A 20227-nucleotide genomic window follows, 5' to 3' on the forward strand; every position below is an offset into this window, starting at 1 on the left:
ATGAAATTAAAATTAAGTATAAAAACTATTTTAAGTTGTATTATATTCTTGAGTCTCTTGGCGTCCTGCTCACAAAAAAAGCCAATAGCCGTTTTGTCGGAGAGACTTCCTGATTATGAACTGGAATTTGATGCCCTGGCCACAACTTGGGATGAGGGAATCCCCTTGGGGAATGCTACCTTAGGTGCATTAGTGTGGCAAAAAGATGGAAAACTTAGGTTTTCCCTCGATCGTTCGGATCTATGGGACTTACGACCTATGGAAAACTTAAACTTTGAGGATTTCGACTTTAATTGGGTACATGAACAATGGAAAAATAATACCTATAAAAATGTTCAGGATAAATATGATGCCCCATATGATAATTCACCGGCCCCGTCCAAGATTCCAGGAGGTGCATTGGAATTTGATATCAGTGAACTTGGAGAAATTGCATCTGTTAAGCTAGAAATAGCGTCGGCTACCTGTGTTGTAAAGTGGAAGAATGGAGCTGTTTTAAAAACGTTTGTACATGCCACGGAACCTATCGGTTGGTATCAATTTGAGAATTTGGAGACACCTATTCGTCCGACTATCGTTCCTCCACCATATTATGATGCCAAGAAATCAGAGGCTCTAGATCCAGTCAGTGGACAAGACCTTAGGAGGTTAGGGTATAGTCAGGGAAAAATTACACGTAGGGACAACTCCATAACTTATGACCAATCGGGATGGAATGAGTTTAATTTTCAAGTACATACTAAATGGGAGGACAGATCGGATTCTCTTTTGGGAAGTTGGAGCATTAGTTCTCAAGAAACGAAAGATGAAACTGTAACCTCGGCAACTGAGATTGTAGCGACTTCTTTCTCAAAGGATTTAGGGGAAGCATTAGAAGAACATTCCTCTTGGTGGCATCGATTCTGGAGCCGATCTAGAATTTCTATTCCCGATACCATTTTGCAAAACCAATGGTATATGGAAATGTACAAATTGGGATCTGCCGCTCGTCAAGGATTAGCACCAATTTCCTTACAAAGTGTATGGACAGCTGATAATGGTAAGCTACCGCCTTGGAAGGGCGATTTTCATCACGATTTGAATACACAGCTTAGTTATTGGCCTACCTATTCTGGTAATCATTTGGATCTAGAACAGGGATTTATAGATTGGCTCATTAAGTATAAGCAAACCTTTAAGCAATATACTAAGCAATTCTATGGTACCAATGGTCTTAATGTTCCTGGGGTAACGACATTAACCGGTGAACCCATGGGAGGTTGGATACAGTATTCCTTTGGACCAACAGTAGGGGCTTGGCTTGGCCAACATTTTTATTGGCATTGGCGCTATAGCATGGATCGTGATTTCCTAAAAGATCAAGCTTATCCTTGGATTAGTGAGGTTGCCGTACATTTCAACGAATTATCGGTATTAGGTGAAGATGGCAAGCGAAAACTCCCGTTGAGTTCAAGCCCGGAAATTCACAACAATTCTCGTGAGGCCTGGTTTGGGGAAATGACGAATTTTGATCTATCACTCGTCAGATGGACTTATAAACACGCCGAAGAACTTGCTTTGGAGTTAGGGCTAAGTGAAGAAGCTCGTAAATGGAAGGAAGAATTGAAAGCATGGCCAGACTATGCCGTGGATGAACATGGCTTAATGTTATCCTCAAATTTACCTTACCAAGAGTCCCATCGTCACTTTTCACATTTGATGGCTATTCACCCACTTGGATTGATAGACCCTTCCAATGGGGAAAGAGATATGGAAATAATTCGAAAGACCATTGAAAATTTAGAGGCTATAGGTAGTGACTATTGGACCGGGTACTCTTTTAGTTGGTTAGGCAACCTAAAAGCAAGGGCTTTAGATGGGGAAGGAGCGGCCAAGGCACTTAAAGACTTCGCTACCTCATTTGTTCTCCCCAATAGTTTTCATGTTAACGGCGACCAATCGGGCACCGGAAAATCCAATTTTACCTATAGGCCTTTCACATTGGAAGGTAATTTTGCTTTTGCATCAGGACTTCAAGAAATGCTGATCCAAAGTCATACTGGGACCGTACGACTGTTTCCTGCTATTCCAAAGAAATGGCATACAGTAGGTTTTGATAAACTCCGTACAGAAGGGGCCTTTTTAATATCTGCCCAAAAAGAAAATGGAGGCTTGAAGTGGGTTAAGGTCATTTCGGAAAAAGGAGGGGAATTGCGATTGAATAATCCATTTGAATCAAAAGATATTCGCTTTGATAAACTCGTTAAGCATGAATGGATTGATGATGTGCTTATTTTGAAAACCGAAGCAGGACAGGAAATTTTGCTCTCGAATGAGTTGTGATTTTGTCTATTTGGTTAGTAATAGGTAAGCGACTTATACCACTTGTGTGATAGAATATCAACTCTGTTAGTCATCAGTATCAAACTGTTTTTACGCGATGATTTCCATAATAGTTTATCGAATTAAGTTTGGAGAAATTTCTGAACTTGTAAAGAGCTCCATTTTAATGTTTGTCATAGTTTATTATAATTGAAGCAACACGGTAAAACAGTAAATATGCATAAGATACAATCAACATTATTACTACTTATTTTAGGATTTATGTGCGAGCAAGGTGTTTCACAAAAAGCAACAGTTCGGGAAGAAAATTTGAACATGAAAACTTATATGTTCGCAGACCCCGATCCTGTGGCCAATATTAACCGTATCTACCCTTATTTTCGTTTTGACGGTTATACGGACCAAGGGGAGTATCGGGACTGGAAAATGGTGGTGCTGGAGAACAACTATATCAAAGTATATGTTTCTCCGGAAGTTGGAGGAAAGATATGGGGAGCCATCGAAAAATCCACAGGAAAGGAATTCATGTATTTTAACGAGGTTGTGAAATTCAGGGATGTGGCCATGCGCGGAGCGTGGACTTCAGGTGGATTGGAATACAATTTTGGGGATATCGGACATATCCCCACCTGTGCCACCCCCGTGGATTACGCGTTAAAGGAATATCCGGACGGGAGCGTTTCCTGTGTGGTAGGGGCCCTGGACCTTCCTTCTAGAACCAAATGGAACGTAGAGATAAAACTGCACCCGGACAAGGCATATTTTGAAACTATCGCCACATGGGCAAATACCAGTGAGGTTCCGGTAACGTATTACCATTGGATGAATGCCGCGGCCAAAGCCGATGGTGACCTGGAATTTATCTATCCCGGTAACAAAAGAATCGGACATGGAGGGGAATTGGGGGATTGGCCCCTAGATTCCGGTAGGGATATCTCAAAATACGAAAACAATAATTTTGGGATCTATAAATCGTACCATATAATCGATAGTTATGCGGATTATTTTGGCGGTTACTGGCACGAAGATGATTTTGGGTTCGGGCATTATGCCAGTTATGAGGATAAGCCCGGTAAGAAAATATGGATATGGGGATTGTCCGATCAAGGGATGATATGGGAAGACCTGTTGACCGATTCCAATGGGCAATACATAGAATACCAGGCAGGTAAACTCTTTAGCCAAGCGGCCAATAGCAGTACTTTCACCCCTTTTAAGCACCGGGAATTTACGCCCCATGATGTGGATATCGCCAAGGAGCGATGGTTTCCCCTTAAAGGGACCAAAGGGATGGTGGCCGCATCGGAATATGGGGTGCTGAATGTGATGAGAAAGGGCAATAGCGTTGAAATTCGCTTAAGTGCCCTTCAGCCCTTGGATACTTATATAGTCGTCCGTACAGGAGCTAATTTGCATTTAAAAAAGAATATAGAGCTAAGTACCTTAGACCTATATACAGAGACCTTGACCTTTGAAAGAGATCAAGAATTTGTGGTGGTTCTTGGAAATAATCTTTTGGTCTACAATTCCAATGAAGCTTTGACGCTTCTAGATCGTCCCTATGAATCGGAAACAGTATTCGATTGGGAATCTGCTTATGGACTTTATGTGAAAGGATTAGAGCTTGAAAAACAGCGGAGGTATACCGAAGCCCATGAAACTTATTTGAAAAGCTTTGAAAAAGAAGCTACCCATGTCCCTACCTTAAACAGATTGGGACTGAGTTACTACCGATTGGAAAATTGGGAAAAGGCCTTGGAATTCTCCAAAAAAGCCTTGGAAGTAGATACCTATGACGGTCTGGGGAATTACCTATACGGACTTGCCAATTCGTCTTTGGGCAATTATGTAGATGCCAAAAGCGGATTTTCTATTGCTACGCAATCCGTGGGAATGCGAACGGCTTCCTATACAGAGTTGGCAAAACTTTTAATGAAGGAAGGGCTATATGCTAAAGCGTTGGAATATATGGACAAAGCGTTGACATACAATGCCAATGCTATTCCCGCATTGGAACTCCGGGCAATACTGTTCCGGAAAATGGACAATGAGGAAGGTGGGAGAAGAGTACTAGCCAAAATCTACGAGAACGATGCCACCAATTTATTCCATGCTTTTGAAAATTACTTTTTGGGAGCTTTGACCAAGATAGAAGTTCAGGCAAAGATCACCAACGAGCTGGCTTATGAGTCCTATTTAGAGGTAGCATTAAAGTACATGGCATATGGGGCGCAGAAGGAGGCATTACAAATACTAGAAATGTCGCCCCAACATCCCATCGTTGCCTTGTTCATGGCGCACTTGGGCAACAAAGATCAGCAAAACCTATTGGAAGGAGCGCTAGCAATGGATGCGGATATGGTATTTCCCCATAGAACTGAGACCGGTAAGGTATTAAGGAACTTCTTAAAGAATAACAGTCATTGGAAATTAAAATATTACCTGGCACTACAGCAATGGAGCAAGGGAAACATAGAAGTGGCCAAGGAACTTTTTATGGATTGCGGCAATGAACCGGATTTTGTTCCTTTTTATTTGGCAAAGATCAAATTGTATCCTGAAAATGCAGCTACTAGACTTGAAGCCCTAGAACGTGCAGTTGATTTAGATAAGGAAAACTGGCGGGTCCAGCTTGCATGGATAGAGCATTACATGGAAACAGATCAATGGAAGGCTGCTAAAAAGCTGACAAAAAAGGCCTTGTCCAAATATCCCGAGAAGGCGGTATTGGGAATGCGTTATGCAAAAATACTTTTGGAATTAAAGGAGTATAAGGCGGGTCTTCATTTTCTTGAAAACTTTAATGTACTGCCTTTTGAAGGTGCAACGGAAGGGAGGACGGTCTACCATGAGACCTGTGTGCGCTTAGCAATGCAGGCTTTGATGGCCAATGACTACGATGAGGCAATTTTTTATTCAAAGAAAGCTAAATTATGGCCTAAAAACCTAGGGGTAGGGAAACATTACGATGTGGACGAGCGATTGGATGATTATCTTTTGGCCTTGGCCTATAAGAAGAAAGGAGAGGCGGAAAAAGCTGAAAAGTATTTTGACAGGATTATGTCACATCAAACTCCGGACTACCTAAATGAAAGCTCAAAATTGTACTTCCAATTAACAGTATTCGAGAAGTTTAAAAAGAAAGATCAGATCCAACAATTATTGCAAAAGATATCAAAAGACCAAAGTGATAACAAATACTTGGAATGGGCGGTTGCCCGGTATCAGGATACCGATCATGAAGCTTTAAAGAAAGCTATACTTAGTTCAAAAGAAGAGGTACATGCCTATGATACCAAATTCGTGGATGAGGAGTTTAAGCTGATATTAAGTATTGTTGATTCATTAATGGAAGTAAAATAAGAAAAATATATTTAGCCAGGAAGGAATTACTTTACCTGTTAATCATAATTGTCTCGTTATTGGTTTTTATGGTGTATTGCTAGTGACCTCACTAATCCAATGGTTTTAGCTTTTAAAAAGCTGGTGCCTGAACTTACCAATGTTAAGGCTTTGTTGGTTCAATTCGTATTTTATTTCGGTTACTTTTTCATTACACTACCTATTGCTTATTTTCTTCGGAAATATAGTTATATGTCTGATATTTTTATAGGATTGGTATTTTATGCTATACTTATATACTCAGAAGAATGCAAAAAGCGTCTTAATTCGGAATTCGAAAAAGGAAAGTTCAGTGTTCTCTATTTGGAGAAACTTCATGGAGTCACTCACGCGACCATTTATCGATGGATCTATAAATTCTCTATCTTTAATGAAACTGGATTTGGAGTTATAGAGATGAAAGGCAGAAGCAACAAAAAGATGAAGGAACTCGAGGCTCGCGTAAAGGAGTTAGATCGTACGAAGGGCCGTAAACAGATCATAATTGACTTTTTGGAGAGGATGATGGATATCGCCAAGGAGGAACTAGATATCGATATCAAAAAAAAAACTTCGGCACCCCACAATCAACTGGTTCCGGAAAAACCAGCAAAAAATGAGTTTTTCCATGAGCAATTTGTATAAGGAAGCTGGTTTAAACTAACAAGAAGTCCTTCTATATGATGCACGACAGAAGATCTTTGACGGCAAGGTTAGTCAGCTAGTCCTCGAGGCGGACGATCTAGAAGATCATCCAGGTTGTATGGTAAAGATATTCCCTTAAACCCGGATTTATTGGAAGGGATAGCTTCGTTGAACTGATAAAGTAACTAGGATATAGTTTGAAGCGCGAAAAGAACTATATATGAGCGACTATCGCCTCCAAGATATATAACCTAAATCTTATCAAAGGAATGGTGGTGAATCGCCCATCGATGGTCTGGCAGTCTGATATTACTTATATTCCAATAGGTGATAGACACTATTATGCGTTTTTCATAATTGACGTTTACACTAAGAAAACTGTTGGATACATGGTTTCCGATAATCTGAGAGCGTAAGCAAATATGGATTCCTTGAATATTGCACTTAAAGACTATGCAGCTCCTTTGTTCCATCATAGCAATAGAGGAAGTCAGTATACGAATAAAGAGTATATTATGCTTTTAAAGAAAAACGGAAGCGAGATAAGCATGTAACTTTTAGCCCAAGACAATGCTTACGCAGAACGCATCAACAGAATCATAAAATAGGAATACCTGAACCCTTGGAAACCTAAAAACTTTATTGGGTTAAAGCTTTATGTTGTAAAAGCGGTCAATAATTACAACCATAAAAGACCGCACAACAACATAGGAAGAATGCTCCTATCACTTATAATGTTAAAGTGTCATTTTTACACCCTGATCAAAGAGAAAAACTCGTTATCTTTAATAATGAAATTAATGTCCAATACCGGTCAATACTAATCAGGGAAGTTCAGTCGCCTATTATTGAGGAGCTTTGTTGCACGTTCTAAAAGGAAGTACTTTTGGCTTATACAACCTTAAAAAGCACTTAACCAACACTGAAGACTGTTTTTTTTAGGGATTTGAAGTAACGAATAAAATTAATGGAGTCACAATCGATTTGTAAACCATTGAAGTTACTACATTTAAACAAGAATTTAAATTCTTTAAACTATAAATAACCAAATAAAAAACATGAAATACATTGTGTGTGAAGAACCAGGAAACTTTCAATTAAAAGAGAAAGAGTCACCAATAAGAAAGTCTGGGGAAGCTCTTTTAAAAATAAACAGAGTAGGGATTTGTGGTACCGATTTACATGCCTATAGCGGAAATCAACCTTTTTTTACCTATCCTAGAATACTTGGTCATGAACTGGCGGCTCAAATAATGGAAATAGAAGACAACAGCAAGGGTATAAAGGTTGGCGACAAAGTGGTAGTAATGCCATATCTTAGTTGTGGCGAATGCATTGCTTGTAGGAACGGGAAAACCAACTGCTGTACCCAAATCCAAGTTCTGGGGATACATACTGATGGAGGAATGCAAGAGCAAATCTCCGTTCCAATATCCATTTTGTTGCCCGCCAATAACTTATCCGACAATCAGATGTCTATTGTAGAACCTTTGGCCATTGGTGCTCATGCCATTAAGAGGGCTCAACTTGCTAAAGGTGAAACCATTGTCGTAGTGGGATGTGGTCCCATTGGAATCGGGATTATGAAATTGGCACAGCTAGAAGGTGCCAAAGTAATTGCAGTGGATATGAATCAGGACCGACTCCATTATGCAAAGGAAAAAATAGGAGTCGATTATATTGTGAATGCCAATAATGACGCAATAAAACAGATCTCTGAGATTACCAACGGGGAACTGGCTACAGTAGTCTTTGATGCCACTGGTCACAAAGGAGCCTTGGAATTAGGCCCCTCCTATATGGCACATGGCGGACGGTATGTTTTAGTGGGACTCTCCAAAGGAGAACTTACCTTTAAACATCCTGAAATCCATGCTAAAGAAACCACCTTGCTTTGTAGTAGAAATGCAATGGTGGTTGACTTTGAATATGTTATTTCCATGATCGATCAGTTCCCTACCGATTCCTTCATTACCCATATTGTACATTTTTCAGAAATGAAAGAGCACTTTAATAATTGGCTGGATCCTTCTACTGGAGTCATTAAAGCGACAATCAAATTTTGAAAATCTCAACTATGTCCGTAACATTTCTACAAATACACCCAGAAGACCTTATCCTTGTCGCACTTCAAGATATGCCGCAAGGCCACCCCATTACTTTTAATGGCGATACTTTTCCATTAATCTCTAAAATCTCTGCAAAACATAAATTTGCGCTAAAGGATTTTAAACCCAACGATCCCATTATAATGTACGGCAACTTAATTGGAAAAGCAACCAAACACATCGCCAAAGGGGAAACCATCACCATAGAAAATGTGGTACATGCCTCCTTCGATTACAGCGTAGGAAAACAACAATCAGAATGGATAGCCCCCGATGTAAGCAAATGGAAAGACCGCACTTTTAACGGCTACCACCGCGCCGATGGCCGTGTAGGCACGGCCAACCACTGGTTAGTTATTCCAATGGTATTCTGCGAAAACAGAAATGTAAATATATTGCGGGAAGCCTTATTGGATGCACTAGGCTATAGCACCGCTAAGGAGTATTTTGTAGATGCAGAAGTACTTGTTTCCAAATACAAAGCAGGTGCCAGCAAAGAAGATCTAATGGCGGCATACATTATTAAAACCCCAGAAGAAATTAAAGAAAATCGCACCTTTCCCAATGTAGATGGAATAAAATTTTTAACCCATGACGGAGGATGTGGTTGTGACCGTGGAGATTCGGATACTCTTTGTAACTTATTGGCAGGTTATATCACCAATCCTAACGTAGCGGGGGCAACCATTCTTAGTTTGGGATGCCAAAACGCGCAGGTGAAAATTCTAACGGATGCCATTGAAAAACGAGATCCCAACTTTTCTAAACCCCTATATATTTTAGAACAACAAAAAAGTAAAAGCGAACGCCACTTTATAGAAGATGCCGTAAAACAGACCTTTTTAGGACTTATAGAAGCGAATAAAATTAACAGAGAGCCCGCACCTCTTAGTAAATTAACATTAGGACTGGAATGTGGAGGATCTGATGGGTTTTCTGGCATCTCTGCTAATCCTGCCCTTGGCCATACTTCCGATCTTTTGGTGGCCTTGGGGGGCGCTACGGTTCTTTCCGAATTTCCGGAATTGAATGGGGTAGAACAAGAACTCATCAACCGATGTGAAACAGCAGAAAGTGCGGAGAAATTCGCTCGCCTCATGCGTGCCTATTCGGACAGGGCAGTAGCCATTGGCTCGGGTTTCGAAAACAATCCATCACCTGGAAATATTAAGGACGGACTCATTACAGACGCTATGAAATCGGCCGGAGCTGCCAAAAAAGGGGGAACTTCCTTGGTCAAGGAAGTGTTGGAGTACACAGAACCGGTTACTAAAAAAGGATTAAACCTTCTTTGCACCCCGGGAAATGATGTGGAAAGCACTACCGGATTAGCAGGCTCTGGTTGTAATGTTATTGCCTTTACTACAGGCTTGGGCACACCTACGGGAAACCCTGTGACGCCCACTGTTAAAATCTCCAGTAATAACGCCTTGAGTGAACGCATGAAAGACATTATCGATTTTAATGCAGGCACTATTATTACTGGGGAAGGCACCATAAAGTCCAAAGGAGAAGAGATTCTGGATTACATCATAGAAGTCGCCAGTGGAAACATTGTCCCGGCAGCAGTACGCTTAGATCAAAACGATTTTATTCCTTGGAAAAGGGGAATTTCTTTGTGAAATTCAGTAAATTTTTGGTGATTGAGTTTTCCTGCCGAAGGTAGGGGAAGACGAAGTCACACCTAATTTGTGAATAAAACCTTAGTAAGCAGTGGCAGTTCTCAGTAGGAAAAAACTAATACCGTATCATTAACATTAGAATAGATATAAGTACAAAGAATTGAGTAGTGAGAATTAGTTTTGAGATACATATTCGGGCTTGCCAGAGAACACGAACTTTAGTTAAAAAAAAGCTTGAGTTACTGTATGAAAAACAGAGGTTATAAGGTGTGATTAGATCATTATGGTGGAGATATACATTTAATAATCTTTACTTTTATGCTAGAAAAATCATTACCCCATACCCTGAATAGTTTACTTTTTATTGTAAAGTTTAAATGATGAATTTTCCCTCCCTTTACTCTAGGCGCTTCGGGAGGAAAGAGGTAATGAAAATTCAGCTTAGTTTTTCGATTATTTTTATGATAATTGGAGTTCGTTTTGATTTTTAGGCAATATTATTATTTGCCAATCAGCGTCTTGAATAATTAGTTAGATGATAGATTCTTTACTTTTAAAACTAGAAATAATTATTAACTTTAGCCAGGGAAGTTCTCATTTCTAAATTGCTACATTGATCCATTTGCTCATTTGTCAAATCAACAAAAAAACAATGCAAACATTAAACCGTAACAACATAAATAAACGAACCACCCCCTTACCGACCAAAATACTTCAATTTGGAGGTGGAAATTTCCTTAGGGCCTTTGTAGACTGGATGGTACAGGTCCTTAACGAGAAGACAAATTTTAACTCGGGCATAGCTATTATTAAGCCAACCGAATATGGGGATTATCAAGAATTAAAAAATCAAGACGGACTTTTCACCGTGATTCTAAACGGTATTAAAAACGAACAACAAGTACAGGAGATTAAACGGGTAGATTGTGTTAATTCCATCATTAACCCCTATACCGAATGGGAACGTTATTTGGAACTTGCCAAAGATCCCCAACTGCGTTTTGTGGTTTCCAATACCACCGAAGCCGGAATTAAATTTAATCTAGAGGACGACTTTCAATACACTCCGCCTAAAGAATTCCCTGCAAAACTGACCCTTTTCCTATACTATAGATTCCAGTTTTTTAAACAAAATCCGTCTAAAGGTCTCATCCATCTGCCTTGCGAGCTAGTAGAAAATAATGGACTTACGCTGCAAAAAGTAGTATTGGAATATGCCAAACATTGGGGGTTGGGGTCCGATTTCACCTCTTGGATCCTAACGGCTAACCACTTTTGTAATACCTTGGTAGATAGAATTGTATCCGGATATCCAAAAGATCGCGCCAAAGAAATAGAAGCAGAATTAGGGTACAGGGATCCAATGATGGTCTGCGGGGAATACTACCACAGTTGGGTGATTCAGGCTCCAGAATCGGTACAAAAAGAACTTCCTTTTGCTCAAACCGATCTCAATGTGCAATTTGTGGCAGATCTAGTCGCCTATCGTGAAATGAAAGTGCGGATATTGAACGGAGCACATACCGCCTTAGTACCAGTGGCTTATTTAGCAGGAACTCGATGGGTAGATGAAGCCTTGAAACAGCCTAAAATCAGTCGTTTTATAAACGAGCTATTGATGAAAGAGATAATCCTAACATTGGATATTCCAGAGAAAGTAAAACAACAGTTTGTTAACGATGTGTTGGATCGATTTAAAAACCCATTTTTAAAACACGAATTGATCAGTATTGCCCTTAATAGCACCTCTAAGTTTGTTGCCCGCTTGTTACCTACTCTTAAAGATTACTTAGCCTTGGAGAAAACATTACCCAAAAGGATCGTTTTTGGATTGGCTGCGCTACTTTATTTTTACAAAGGGAAATATTATGGGAAGAAAATCGACCTAAAAGACGACCCCAAGGTACTCTCCTTTTTTAACGAAAGTTGGGGTCAATACGAACGAGAAATAACTTCTTTGGAAGAAACTATGAACCAAATTCTGGCAAATTCAGATATCTGGGGGGAAAACCTTAACGAGATTCCAGGCTTGACCAAAATGATTATTAGTTTAATTGGTTCCATAGAACAGCAAGGGGTACTAAGTAGCTTGGAAGTTTAATTATAAACCATTAAGTGCGATTAGTACTAAGATTCATTATATAGAGCCTTAATTTTATAAAAGTGTGTCCATAGGCTTTATTTTCTTTTAGCTTATAAAGAATCTATAATCATATTGAATTGTAATCTAGAGAATTAACTGCAGTTGTAAGAACTATAGATCTCAACTCTTAGAGAAGTTTACAGTTGATAATTTAAAAACAGAAATGTTATTATGGTATATTTTATTTATTTCAGTGAACAACAAAATACAAGAGTAACTTTTACGCCAAAGGAATACTGTAGGCGAATTAATATTTAAACAAATATCATATCTTCAAATATGGTAATATTTGGAATTGAAGGATAGCAATTTATAAAATATCACCATTCATCTAATTCACTGACAATTAGACTAAAAAATCTTGATGGAAAACCACATATTTTGTATCTTATTGGAAGTAAAAGTACCCCTACAATTAAGTCTATTCATATAACTTTTAAAATTAAATTCATGCAAGTCGTTTGTCTTCAGGAAGAAGCATTTTATGCCTTATTTGATAAGGTGGTGGAACACATTGAATCCAGCCGAAAAAACAAACCAGCTAAATGGATAGACGGGGAAGAGGCAATGTTAATACTTAATATTAAATCTACCTCCACTTTACAGAAATTAAGGGATGAAGGAAAGATTAGGTTTTCACAACCCCAAAAGAGAATTATTCTGTACGATAGAGATTCCTTACATGAATATATAGAAAAACATGTGCGCGAAACATTTTAAGATATGAAGAAAGAAACAAAAGTAGATCGTGATTATCTACAGGCCTTTAATCTTGGGTATGAATTGGCCAAAGAGCTCAATTTATCCTCCCCAATGTTCAAGGGGCTAGATTCAGAAGACAGTCATCTAAATGCGATGCAAGCTGGTATGGCGGAATTCAATGACGAATTAAAAAAAAGTAAGGGTAATAGGCATACAAATTCGGTAGACCAGCAACATGGTAGAAGTTTGGGTTCAAGCAATGGCGAGGAAAAAGGGTGGAATCAATCTTTATAATGTTGCCTAATAGCCACACTCCATGTTCCTGCGGAAGTTGAAAAAACTTTCGACTTCATGCACCCCTAGCGTACGATCTGCGCCCGTACCGTTTCGGACGTTTTTTGACTTTGGTTTTTCAACCTCCTCGAAACCGCACATAAACGCAAATAGCGCTGAAAAAGCACCATTTGCCTTTAATTCCCCACCACTAGAATCAAGAAATGATTTTTTTTAGTACTCTATTGATAATCAGAATTTTTATATTTATAACGCTCTAAAATAGATAGTTATGAGATTAAACTTAATTATTTCCCTTATTGTCCCTATTTTTTTTACCCTCTCCTGTAGTAAAGATGATGCAAACGTTCCGGATTCCGACAGAAGTAAGGCCTTACTTGGTCAATGGGAGTATCAAGCGATAATGACTGATAGAGCGGTGGATATCAATGGTGACGGAACGGTTAATATCGATTTGTTCAATACCCAAGAAATTAGGCAATGTATAAAGGACAACCTCACCTTTTTTACTGAGATGGGGGAAGGAGAAAAAGGATTGTATGCGATTAACGAAAACGGCTTGTCATGTGATGAGCAATCTCCTTTTTCTACTATTGAGGAGGATAGCTACGAGCTAATAAATAATTCGATAATTCGGTTTGATAATAGGAATGAGATGAGAATTATCGACTTTACCAGAACGAAGTTAATAGTTGAATCAAATGATACTTTGGGGGATGAGAATGTAATAGTTACAATCACATTTAAAAAAAGTTAGGAATAAATAAATTTAAACTCGTATGATATGTCCGGTACCTTTTTCACTCCATTGTCCATTCGTATCTAAAACCCTGACTTGATAAGGTTGGTCTTGATATCGTAGTTTACTCTCCTTGGGCTCTTCCTCAAGTTCAAAATAGCGTTCTACCCCGGATCCTTTGGCGTCGTTATAATTGAATAACATGGTATCCCATCGGTTATCTTTTTTATTATAAATACGTACTTCTACCTGTTGAAGGTTGGCACCGTTATAGGCCTCGGAACAATTGGCGGCAAAACAAGTATAAATGCGGATGACATAGTCACACCCATTAAGTCCCCCACAATTAATATTATGTTTTTCACCTTTAACCGCTACGGTTGGCTTTTTCAACATTTCTATAGATTCACTGGTAGTTTGAGATATACCCGTTGAATTTTCTACCCGAAAATTAATAGTGAAAGTATCGTCGATTTCCGGATAAAACTGCATAGCTACCGAACCGTATTCCAAAGGGATCACTTCCCCTTCTCTATAAATTTTTCCCTGATGGTTAATATAACCGCCGTTCATGCCTGAGAATTGAAACGTCATTTCATAGGTAATAGAAGGGTCATGTCCGGAAGTGGCGTTGGTGACCACATTGATCAAAAACGGTTGATCCTCGAACTTGTCTTGGGTCGACTGGCTTACGGTAAGATCAAAGAACTCCTCATATTTTTGAAAATCGATGGAAACGTTGGCTGTTTTTTCTGCTTGGGAGGAAGACCTCACCGTAAAAGCGACTTGATGGTTGTCTTCGATTAATCCTGTGTACATTCCTTGGAAAGAACCAATTGGAACGCTAAAACCTTCTCCTGCTGCATAAGTTTCCCCATTAAACTCGAAAGTCCCGTTACTGTTTCCGGAAGAGAAATACATGGTATAGCTGTCTCCTCCAATGCCTATTTCCGTGATGTTGAAGTTGACAGCTACAGGCGTTTCCGTATATGTTTGGGATTGAGTTGCATTTGCGGAAAAATTATAATCTTTGGGAGATACAGTAACACTAACAGCCACTGATTTTTCTAGACCAGTATCGTTTTGGACATAAAAGACCAATTCAACATTGCTTTCATCGGTACCCTCCAAGCTCCAATTGAAATTCCCTTTAGGAACCTCATAAATGTTGCCTGAACTTACGGCTATGCCGTTCTCATTTTTAATAAGAGCATTTCCGTTAATACTGTAGCGCATCTTATAATTGGAGGTACCCACGTGCTCGGAAATATTAAAGTTTAGAGAGGTTGTTTCTCCAACAGAAATATCTGATTTCTGGCTCCCTGCGGTAAAAATGAAATCAATTTGTTTATACTCAATCGTGGTACTGGCAGTATGGGTGATATTCGCACTGGATTCAACACTAATAACAATATTGTGTTGTCCGGGTTCTGCTCCAATGTAAACAACGTTGTTATTATTTGGGTTCAATTGAAATTTTTCCCCTGGACCATATGTAGTTCCGTTTACCTGTAACGAACTATTTTTTCCTGATGAATAAAAGGCTTCGTACAGATCGTTGGTTCCTTCAGGGATTTCATCGATATCTATGATGGTTATGATAGGTGTGTTGACAAATTCTGAGGTTTTGGAAGGGGTAATATTTAAAGTGAAATCGTTCTGTTTGGTTTCCAGATCAATTAATACAGGGCCCACTTCCTGACCGTAATTATCGGTTACCATAAATGAAATTTGGTGAGAGCCCAAGGATTCAGGATAATAGAATAGGGAGATGTCGCCTATATTCACGTCGTACTCTTTTGAGTTTTGTAAGATGGTACCGTCTCCCTTTTCAACCCTTCCGTTTCCTTCTAGAATCTGATGCGATAAACTATATTGAATGTTTTGAGTATTTCCGTTAGATTTTAAATTGAAATTCAATTGGGTGCGCTCATTGATAAAAACAGAGTTGCTCTCCGAATTTCCAGTAAATGAGAAGGGAATATTTGCTACTTCGATCTCCACACTATCCCTTTTGGTTTGTCCATTGGTATCCCTAACTGAAAAATAGATTTTTCGTTTACCCAATACATTGCTCGTGAAAGTATAATTATAGGAATTAGGTATAATTGCTCTATATTGCCCTGGCTCCAGAACACCACCATTTTGATCCCTTACGGTTCCACCCCCTAGGCTAGTAGCGGCGAATGAATGTGTAATTTCATAGTTCACCTTAGATTCGTTATTTTGTGGTTTAAGGTCTACTGCGATTGCCAAATTAGTGTCTAGCTCTACTACAGTGGAAGCTGCCGTTGTGTTGAAAGTAAATTCTAGATTTACTACATTAAACAATAGTTCTTCGGTTATGGTAGCTCCGTCCGGGGCTTTGGCAGTTAAGCTAAGTTTATGCTCTCCCAAGGTTTCAGGAAGATATCTCAGTTCCGTTATCCCCTTAGGTAGGAAAAAGGGAGTTCCAGCATCGAAAGGTTGGTCGTCAACATATAGTTTTCCAGTACCGTCTTGGATTTGATATGTAATCTCAAAATCGTTTTTGTTGTTGGGGTTTAGTGTTTCCTTGTCCCGAAGCAACGTAGCATTGATTGGGTTTTTGGAATTTATGATAAACTCGGTATTCCCTTTGTTCAAAAGAAAACTAAAACTAGCATAGTTGGCATTGTATACTAGGCTGAGTTCTTTTTTATTTGCATTGGTGTCCCATGCCAAAAACTTTACTTTGTGCGTTCCTGTATCGACGGCCACATAATTGTAATTCCATTGTCGTTTTTTTACCAGCAAGGTATCGTTGGGTCGGATAGTATCCCCCTCTATAGAAATAAAGTGCCCTTTCTTATTGTTGGGAAGGTATTTAACGAAATATTCTACAGTTGAAATTTCTTTTTCTGGGGTTATCGAGAATGAGGTCCTCGTATTCTCAAATAGGAAGGTTTCCGGATGGTGCTCCCCGACAAAGGAAAAATTGAAACTATCTAGTATTAGCTCTTCAAAATCTTTGCTACAGGAAAATATCAGAATGAGGAGAGCACTTAATAGACCTAAGGGAAGAAATGTATTTTGATTAATTTTTTTCATCTTACTTGGGTTTAGAATAGAAAATATCGAATCCCTAAACCGGCATAGGGATAGAATTGACCAACGTCACTGTTGATATGAAAGTATTCATTGGCTTTAAGCAAAAGAGAAAAATCATTACTTAAGGTTATCTCGCCTTCCAATCCTAAGAATACCCCATATATAAATTGGCTCTTAGCGTCCAAAATAGCCCCGTTGGACAAGGATCGGTTTCCGTTATTAATGATTTCATATCCAAAAACGCCCCCTCCGCCGACATTTAAAGCATAGCGTTTAAAGTTTCTTTGTTCCCAAACCTTTAGAAAGTAGCCGGGCTGGACCGTGAATATGTTATAAGGAATATTAAAAGACGCTTTATCTTCGGCAATGGCAGCAAATATGCTCAATTGTGCATATCGATTTCGGTTCAGGTGGTAATTGAAGGTACCTTTAAATCCATAACCGTCCTCGGCGTAGCCTCCACTAAAACCAACCGAGGATGAAAAGTTGTTGCCTTGGGAGAAAACCCAGGAGGAAACGAAAAGAACAAAAATAAGGGCTGTGTTCCTCATATTTAAAATTGTATAGGATTATTAATAATTTCATGGCCAATGCGTAATGAGATATTGCGATTGCCATATTCTTCGTCCAATTCAACCACCACTTCTTTTCTCTCGTCCAAAGCAAACTTCTTGAAAACCACTATAAAATGATTCTCACTTTTTGCTTCGACCCTCTTTGGCTGTTTATAAGTAAAAACAGGCTCTAATTCCATTTTCTGATTGCTACTGCTATTTTTATAATTGGTGGCAATTTGATGTTTTATAAAATTGATGTCCAGATCAAGCCCCTCCTTGTTTTCGATTCGGTACTGAAAATATAGTTCGTCTTGATTGTAGTAAACACCTTTAAGCCAGATAAAAACGTTGCCCGACCTGGAAAAATACCGAATGATTTTTGGTTTGTCGAATTGCATATAATAACACCTAAGCCGAATATATTCCATAGGGTTGGATCGGTACAATTCTTCGGTTGTACCATCTTTGACCACACTCATTTTTGTTTGGGAAGGTTCTCTCTCCATTGGCCCATTACCTTCTTTCTTGATTTCCACATCATTATTTTCAATGCGCCTTCCCGTAGCTACCTCTTCTAATACAAGTTCGTCCGAGATATTGGCAATAGCCATTTCTTTTTTGATGTACCATGTAGTTTGTTGGGGAACCTCCACAAGTTTTAATATAAAATCATATACATTACCGGAGTCGGTGATAACCAAGTAATTGGTTGTTCTTTTATTTTCGGTGGCAATTTCATCGTAATATAGTTTAACGATGCGGCCACCAAATTTTCCACCCTCTGGTTTTGGCAAATCCACATTAAAACCAAAATCATTTCCAATGCTACTTTCCGAAATATTTTCCGGAAAAATCAAAATGGTCTTAAAGTGCTTCGATACCTGTAAGGTATCGCTATATGCCTGGGCACTTAACGCAGAACCAGTAATTAGGGCCAATAATATGATCCAAGCTTTTCTCATTATTCCTGTTTTTTTGGTGTTAGAAATACACGGTCCCCATTGACCAAAAGTATTTTGTCCCGTTGTTTGTATTTTTTCTTTCGGAAAAAATTGCCAAATGAACGAACAAGGTTTTGCGCCAAGGGAATATCGGTGGCATTGCCTACCGTAGCGGATAATTCTTTAATGCCCTGATGCTGTATGTCTGCTTTGAATTCCTGTAACAATTCACCTGCACGTTCATTATGTAGCCCGATCATACCATCTTCCTGATCAATGGCCGTCAAAGCAATTGGTATATTGGCCAGGTTGGAAACCTCTAACAATATTCTAGCCCCTTGGATATTGGCTGTAGCATAAACAAAGGTGTTCTTTGGGAATCGCCTTCCGTTGAGCTTAATGTCCTCCCGTAATATTAGGGTAACCCGGTTTCCAGGCAAAATAAACTGGTCACGGTAAATTACTGCATTAAATAGGGGGGTGGTGGCAATTTTTTTTTGGGAGGGTTCAATATACGGAGCAGAATAATCTTGATTACGAGCCAACCGTTGTTCTCTTGCCTGAATGAGCATATTTCTATAGGCTAACTTTTTTTGTGCCTCAGATACTATGGAAGTGGCCTTTGTAGAGGGTGACAGCGAACTGGAGGAGGAAGGGTTGTTTTGTTGGCGATCTTTATCTCTTTCACTAAATGAAAAGTTTTGCAATTCAATCAAGATCTGTTCCAGAGAGTCATTCTTCTTTTTGTTACTTTCAATTCCTTTTAATTTGCTTAGCGTTCTTAATTGGTTCAAGGAGTCTAGTCGGGATTTGTTATAGATATCGTTTGGCCCGGAAACATCAAGTTCTTGGTCGTGGTTTGGCAGACTCTTATTGTAGCCATCTTCGGACCCCTGAGGGGGTAGTTCCTTATGAATTGAACTGATACTTGTCATTACAAAGAATGCCGCCAGAAATACGATGATAGGAGCTGAGAACGCGAACAGCTTATGCCGTTTTAACCAGAGATTGAATTTTTCAATGTTGCGGTTCATAGGTTGTTTATTGTAAATCCTGATTTTTTAGGACATCGAATTTTATAATCTTTAATCCATTTAAATTGTTGAGGGTAGCGCTGGTTTCAATCAAATACCCCTGGGTGACCAAGCTTCGATATTCCGCATTCCCGCTTTTTAAAATCCGTTGCTTGCCATAGAATTTAAAGGCGAACGGATGACTAGAATAATTTACAAATATCGAGTCCATCTCAACTTCTATGGAATAGCCGCTCTTCGCGATATCCTCGTAATAGTTCTGATCGATCAAACGATTGTACAGGCGTTGAACCGAGTGATCTGCCATATAGAGTGCCTTAGTTTCGATATTTCTTTTTATATGGCGTAGATCGGGTTCCAACGCAAAAAACAGTTCGTGAAAGTTTGTAATATGTCCCTCACATAAAATATCAACTGCCCGTCTGTAGTCCTTGATCCTAACGGTTGCCAACTTTTGGCCATTATCGAGCAGATAAAAATTGTTTTTCGCGTTTTCGGTTGTCTTGTAGGTATAAAAGATATTGAGGATGGTTGTCGCGAATGTTATTATTAAAGATACATATATCACTCTATAGCTTCTGGTGTTAACCCTGCTTAAATCGTTAAAAATCTTATATTTATCGTCCATTTGTGTTTTTGATTTCGCTCAAATTATAAATTCATCGGTAAA

General features: G+C 39.1%; 15 protein-coding genes. 10 read left to right on the plus strand and 5 right to left on the minus strand.

From position 1 onward, the window contains the following. The 10 genes from HCG49_RS14950 (at position 1) to HCG49_RS14990 (ending at position 13974) form a co-directional block, all read left to right on the plus strand. Positions 1 to 2322, plus strand: coding sequence for a glycosyl hydrolase family 95 catalytic domain-containing protein (locus HCG49_RS14950; protein ID WP_168470332.1), 2322 nt, complete (start codon positions 1 to 3; stop codon positions 2320 to 2322). Positions 2323 to 2538: 216 nt separating this feature from the next. Further along, entirely contained in the window at positions 2539 to 5685 is a 3147-nt protein-coding gene (locus HCG49_RS14955; protein WP_168470333.1) for a DUF5107 domain-containing protein, read from the plus strand. A 231-nt stretch (positions 5686 to 5916) separates the two neighbouring features. Then, positions 5917 to 6348 (plus strand): transposase, encoded by a 432-nt coding sequence (locus HCG49_RS14960; protein WP_240938717.1) that lies wholly within the window; start codon positions 5917 to 5919, stop codon positions 6346 to 6348. A gap of 290 nt (positions 6349 to 6638) precedes the next feature. Continuing rightward, entirely contained in the window at positions 6639 to 6764 is a 126-nt protein-coding gene (locus HCG49_RS18860) for a DDE-type integrase/transposase/recombinase (protein ID WP_410488998.1), read from the plus strand. Positions 6765 to 7406: 642 nt separating this feature from the next. Next, positions 7407 to 8414, plus strand: a complete 1008-nt coding sequence (locus HCG49_RS14965; protein WP_168470334.1) for a zinc-binding alcohol dehydrogenase family protein — start codon at positions 7407 to 7409, stop codon at positions 8412 to 8414. Positions 8415 to 8425: 11 nt separating this feature from the next. Then, the gene (locus tag HCG49_RS14970) at positions 8426 to 10078 is read left to right on the plus strand and encodes a UxaA family hydrolase (RefSeq protein WP_168470335.1); all 1653 of its coding nucleotides are present in this window, start codon (positions 8426 to 8428) and stop codon (positions 10076 to 10078) included. A 652-nt stretch (positions 10079 to 10730) separates the two neighbouring features. Then, a complete protein-coding gene (locus tag HCG49_RS14975) occupies positions 10731 to 12179 on the plus strand; it encodes a tagaturonate reductase (protein ID WP_168470336.1) in 1449 nt (482 codons plus the stop codon). 492 nt (positions 12180 to 12671) lie between these two features. Next, positions 12672 to 12941 (plus strand): helix-turn-helix domain-containing protein, encoded by a 270-nt coding sequence (locus HCG49_RS14980; protein ID WP_168470337.1) that lies wholly within the window; start codon positions 12672 to 12674, stop codon positions 12939 to 12941. Between the two features lie 3 nt (positions 12942 to 12944). Beyond that, positions 12945 to 13217, plus strand: a complete 273-nt coding sequence (locus tag HCG49_RS14985) for a hypothetical protein (protein ID WP_168470338.1) — start codon at positions 12945 to 12947, stop codon at positions 13215 to 13217. Between the two features lie 271 nt (positions 13218 to 13488). Further along, the gene (locus HCG49_RS14990) at positions 13489 to 13974 is read left to right on the plus strand and encodes a hypothetical protein (RefSeq protein ID WP_168470339.1); all 486 of its coding nucleotides are present in this window, start codon (positions 13489 to 13491) and stop codon (positions 13972 to 13974) included. Positions 13975 to 13986: 12 nt separating this feature from the next. Here HCG49_RS14990 and HCG49_RS14995 read toward each other — a convergent pair whose 3' ends face one another. The 5 genes from HCG49_RS14995 to HCG49_RS15015 are packed head-to-tail and all read right to left on the minus strand — an operon-like array spanning position 13987 to position 20185. Next, positions 13987 to 17025, minus strand: a complete 3039-nt coding sequence (locus HCG49_RS14995; RefSeq protein ID WP_168470340.1) for a TraQ conjugal transfer family protein — start codon at positions 17023 to 17025, stop codon at positions 13987 to 13989. 11 nt (positions 17026 to 17036) lie between these two features. Further along, positions 17037 to 17576 (minus strand): conjugal transfer protein TraO, encoded by a 540-nt coding sequence (locus HCG49_RS15000; RefSeq protein ID WP_168470341.1) that lies wholly within the window; start codon positions 17574 to 17576, stop codon positions 17037 to 17039. 2 nt (positions 17577 to 17578) lie between these two features. Then, complete coding sequence (locus HCG49_RS15005) at positions 17579 to 18544, minus strand: DUF4138 domain-containing protein (RefSeq protein ID WP_168470342.1); 966 nt, start codon at positions 18542 to 18544, stop codon at positions 17579 to 17581. Continuing rightward, entirely contained in the window at positions 18544 to 19557 is a 1014-nt protein-coding gene (gene traM, locus HCG49_RS15010) for a conjugative transposon protein TraM (RefSeq protein WP_168470343.1), read from the minus strand. The genes HCG49_RS15005 and traM overlap by 1 nt, the downstream gene beginning before the upstream one ends. A gap of 7 nt (positions 19558 to 19564) precedes the next feature. Beyond that, complete coding sequence (locus HCG49_RS15015) at positions 19565 to 20185, minus strand: hypothetical protein (RefSeq protein WP_168470344.1); 621 nt, start codon at positions 20183 to 20185, stop codon at positions 19565 to 19567. Positions 20186 to 20227: the final 42 nt, after the last annotated feature.

The organism is Arenibacter sp. 6A1 (assembly GCF_012272855.1).
GTDB lineage: Bacteria > Bacteroidota > Bacteroidia > Flavobacteriales > Flavobacteriaceae > Arenibacter.

Coding starts and splice junctions, on each gene's coding strand:
- HCG49_RS14950 (WP_168470332.1), top strand. CDS start 1: ATGAAATTAAAATTAAGTATAAAAACTATTTTAAGTTGTATTATATTC.
- HCG49_RS14955 (WP_168470333.1), top strand. CDS start 2,539: ATGCATAAGATACAATCAACATTATTACTACTTATTTTAGGATTTATG.
- HCG49_RS14960 (WP_240938717.1), top strand. CDS start 5,917: ATGTCTGATATTTTTATAGGATTGGTATTTTATGCTATACTTATATAC.
- HCG49_RS18860 (WP_410488998.1), top strand. CDS start 6,639: ATGGTCTGGCAGTCTGATATTACTTATATTCCAATAGGTGATAGACAC.
- HCG49_RS14965 (WP_168470334.1), top strand. CDS start 7,407: ATGAAATACATTGTGTGTGAAGAACCAGGAAACTTTCAATTAAAAGAG.
- HCG49_RS14970 (WP_168470335.1), top strand. CDS start 8,426: ATGTCCGTAACATTTCTACAAATACACCCAGAAGACCTTATCCTTGTC.
- HCG49_RS14975 (WP_168470336.1), top strand. CDS start 10,731: ATGCAAACATTAAACCGTAACAACATAAATAAACGAACCACCCCCTTA.
- HCG49_RS14980 (WP_168470337.1), top strand. CDS start 12,672: ATGCAAGTCGTTTGTCTTCAGGAAGAAGCATTTTATGCCTTATTTGAT.
- HCG49_RS14985 (WP_168470338.1), top strand. CDS start 12,945: ATGAAGAAAGAAACAAAAGTAGATCGTGATTATCTACAGGCCTTTAAT.
- HCG49_RS14990 (WP_168470339.1), top strand. CDS start 13,489: ATGAGATTAAACTTAATTATTTCCCTTATTGTCCCTATTTTTTTTACC.
- HCG49_RS14995 (WP_168470340.1), bottom strand. CDS start 17,025: ATGAAAAAAATTAATCAAAATACATTTCTTCCCTTAGGTCTATTAAGT.
- HCG49_RS15000 (WP_168470341.1), bottom strand. CDS start 17,576: ATGAGGAACACAGCCCTTATTTTTGTTCTTTTCGTTTCCTCCTGGGTT.
- HCG49_RS15005 (WP_168470342.1), bottom strand. CDS start 18,544: ATGAGAAAAGCTTGGATCATATTATTGGCCCTAATTACTGGTTCTGCG.
- traM (WP_168470343.1), bottom strand. CDS start 19,557: ATGAACCGCAACATTGAAAAATTCAATCTCTGGTTAAAACGGCATAAG.
- HCG49_RS15015 (WP_168470344.1), bottom strand. CDS start 20,185: ATGGACGATAAATATAAGATTTTTAACGATTTAAGCAGGGTTAACACC.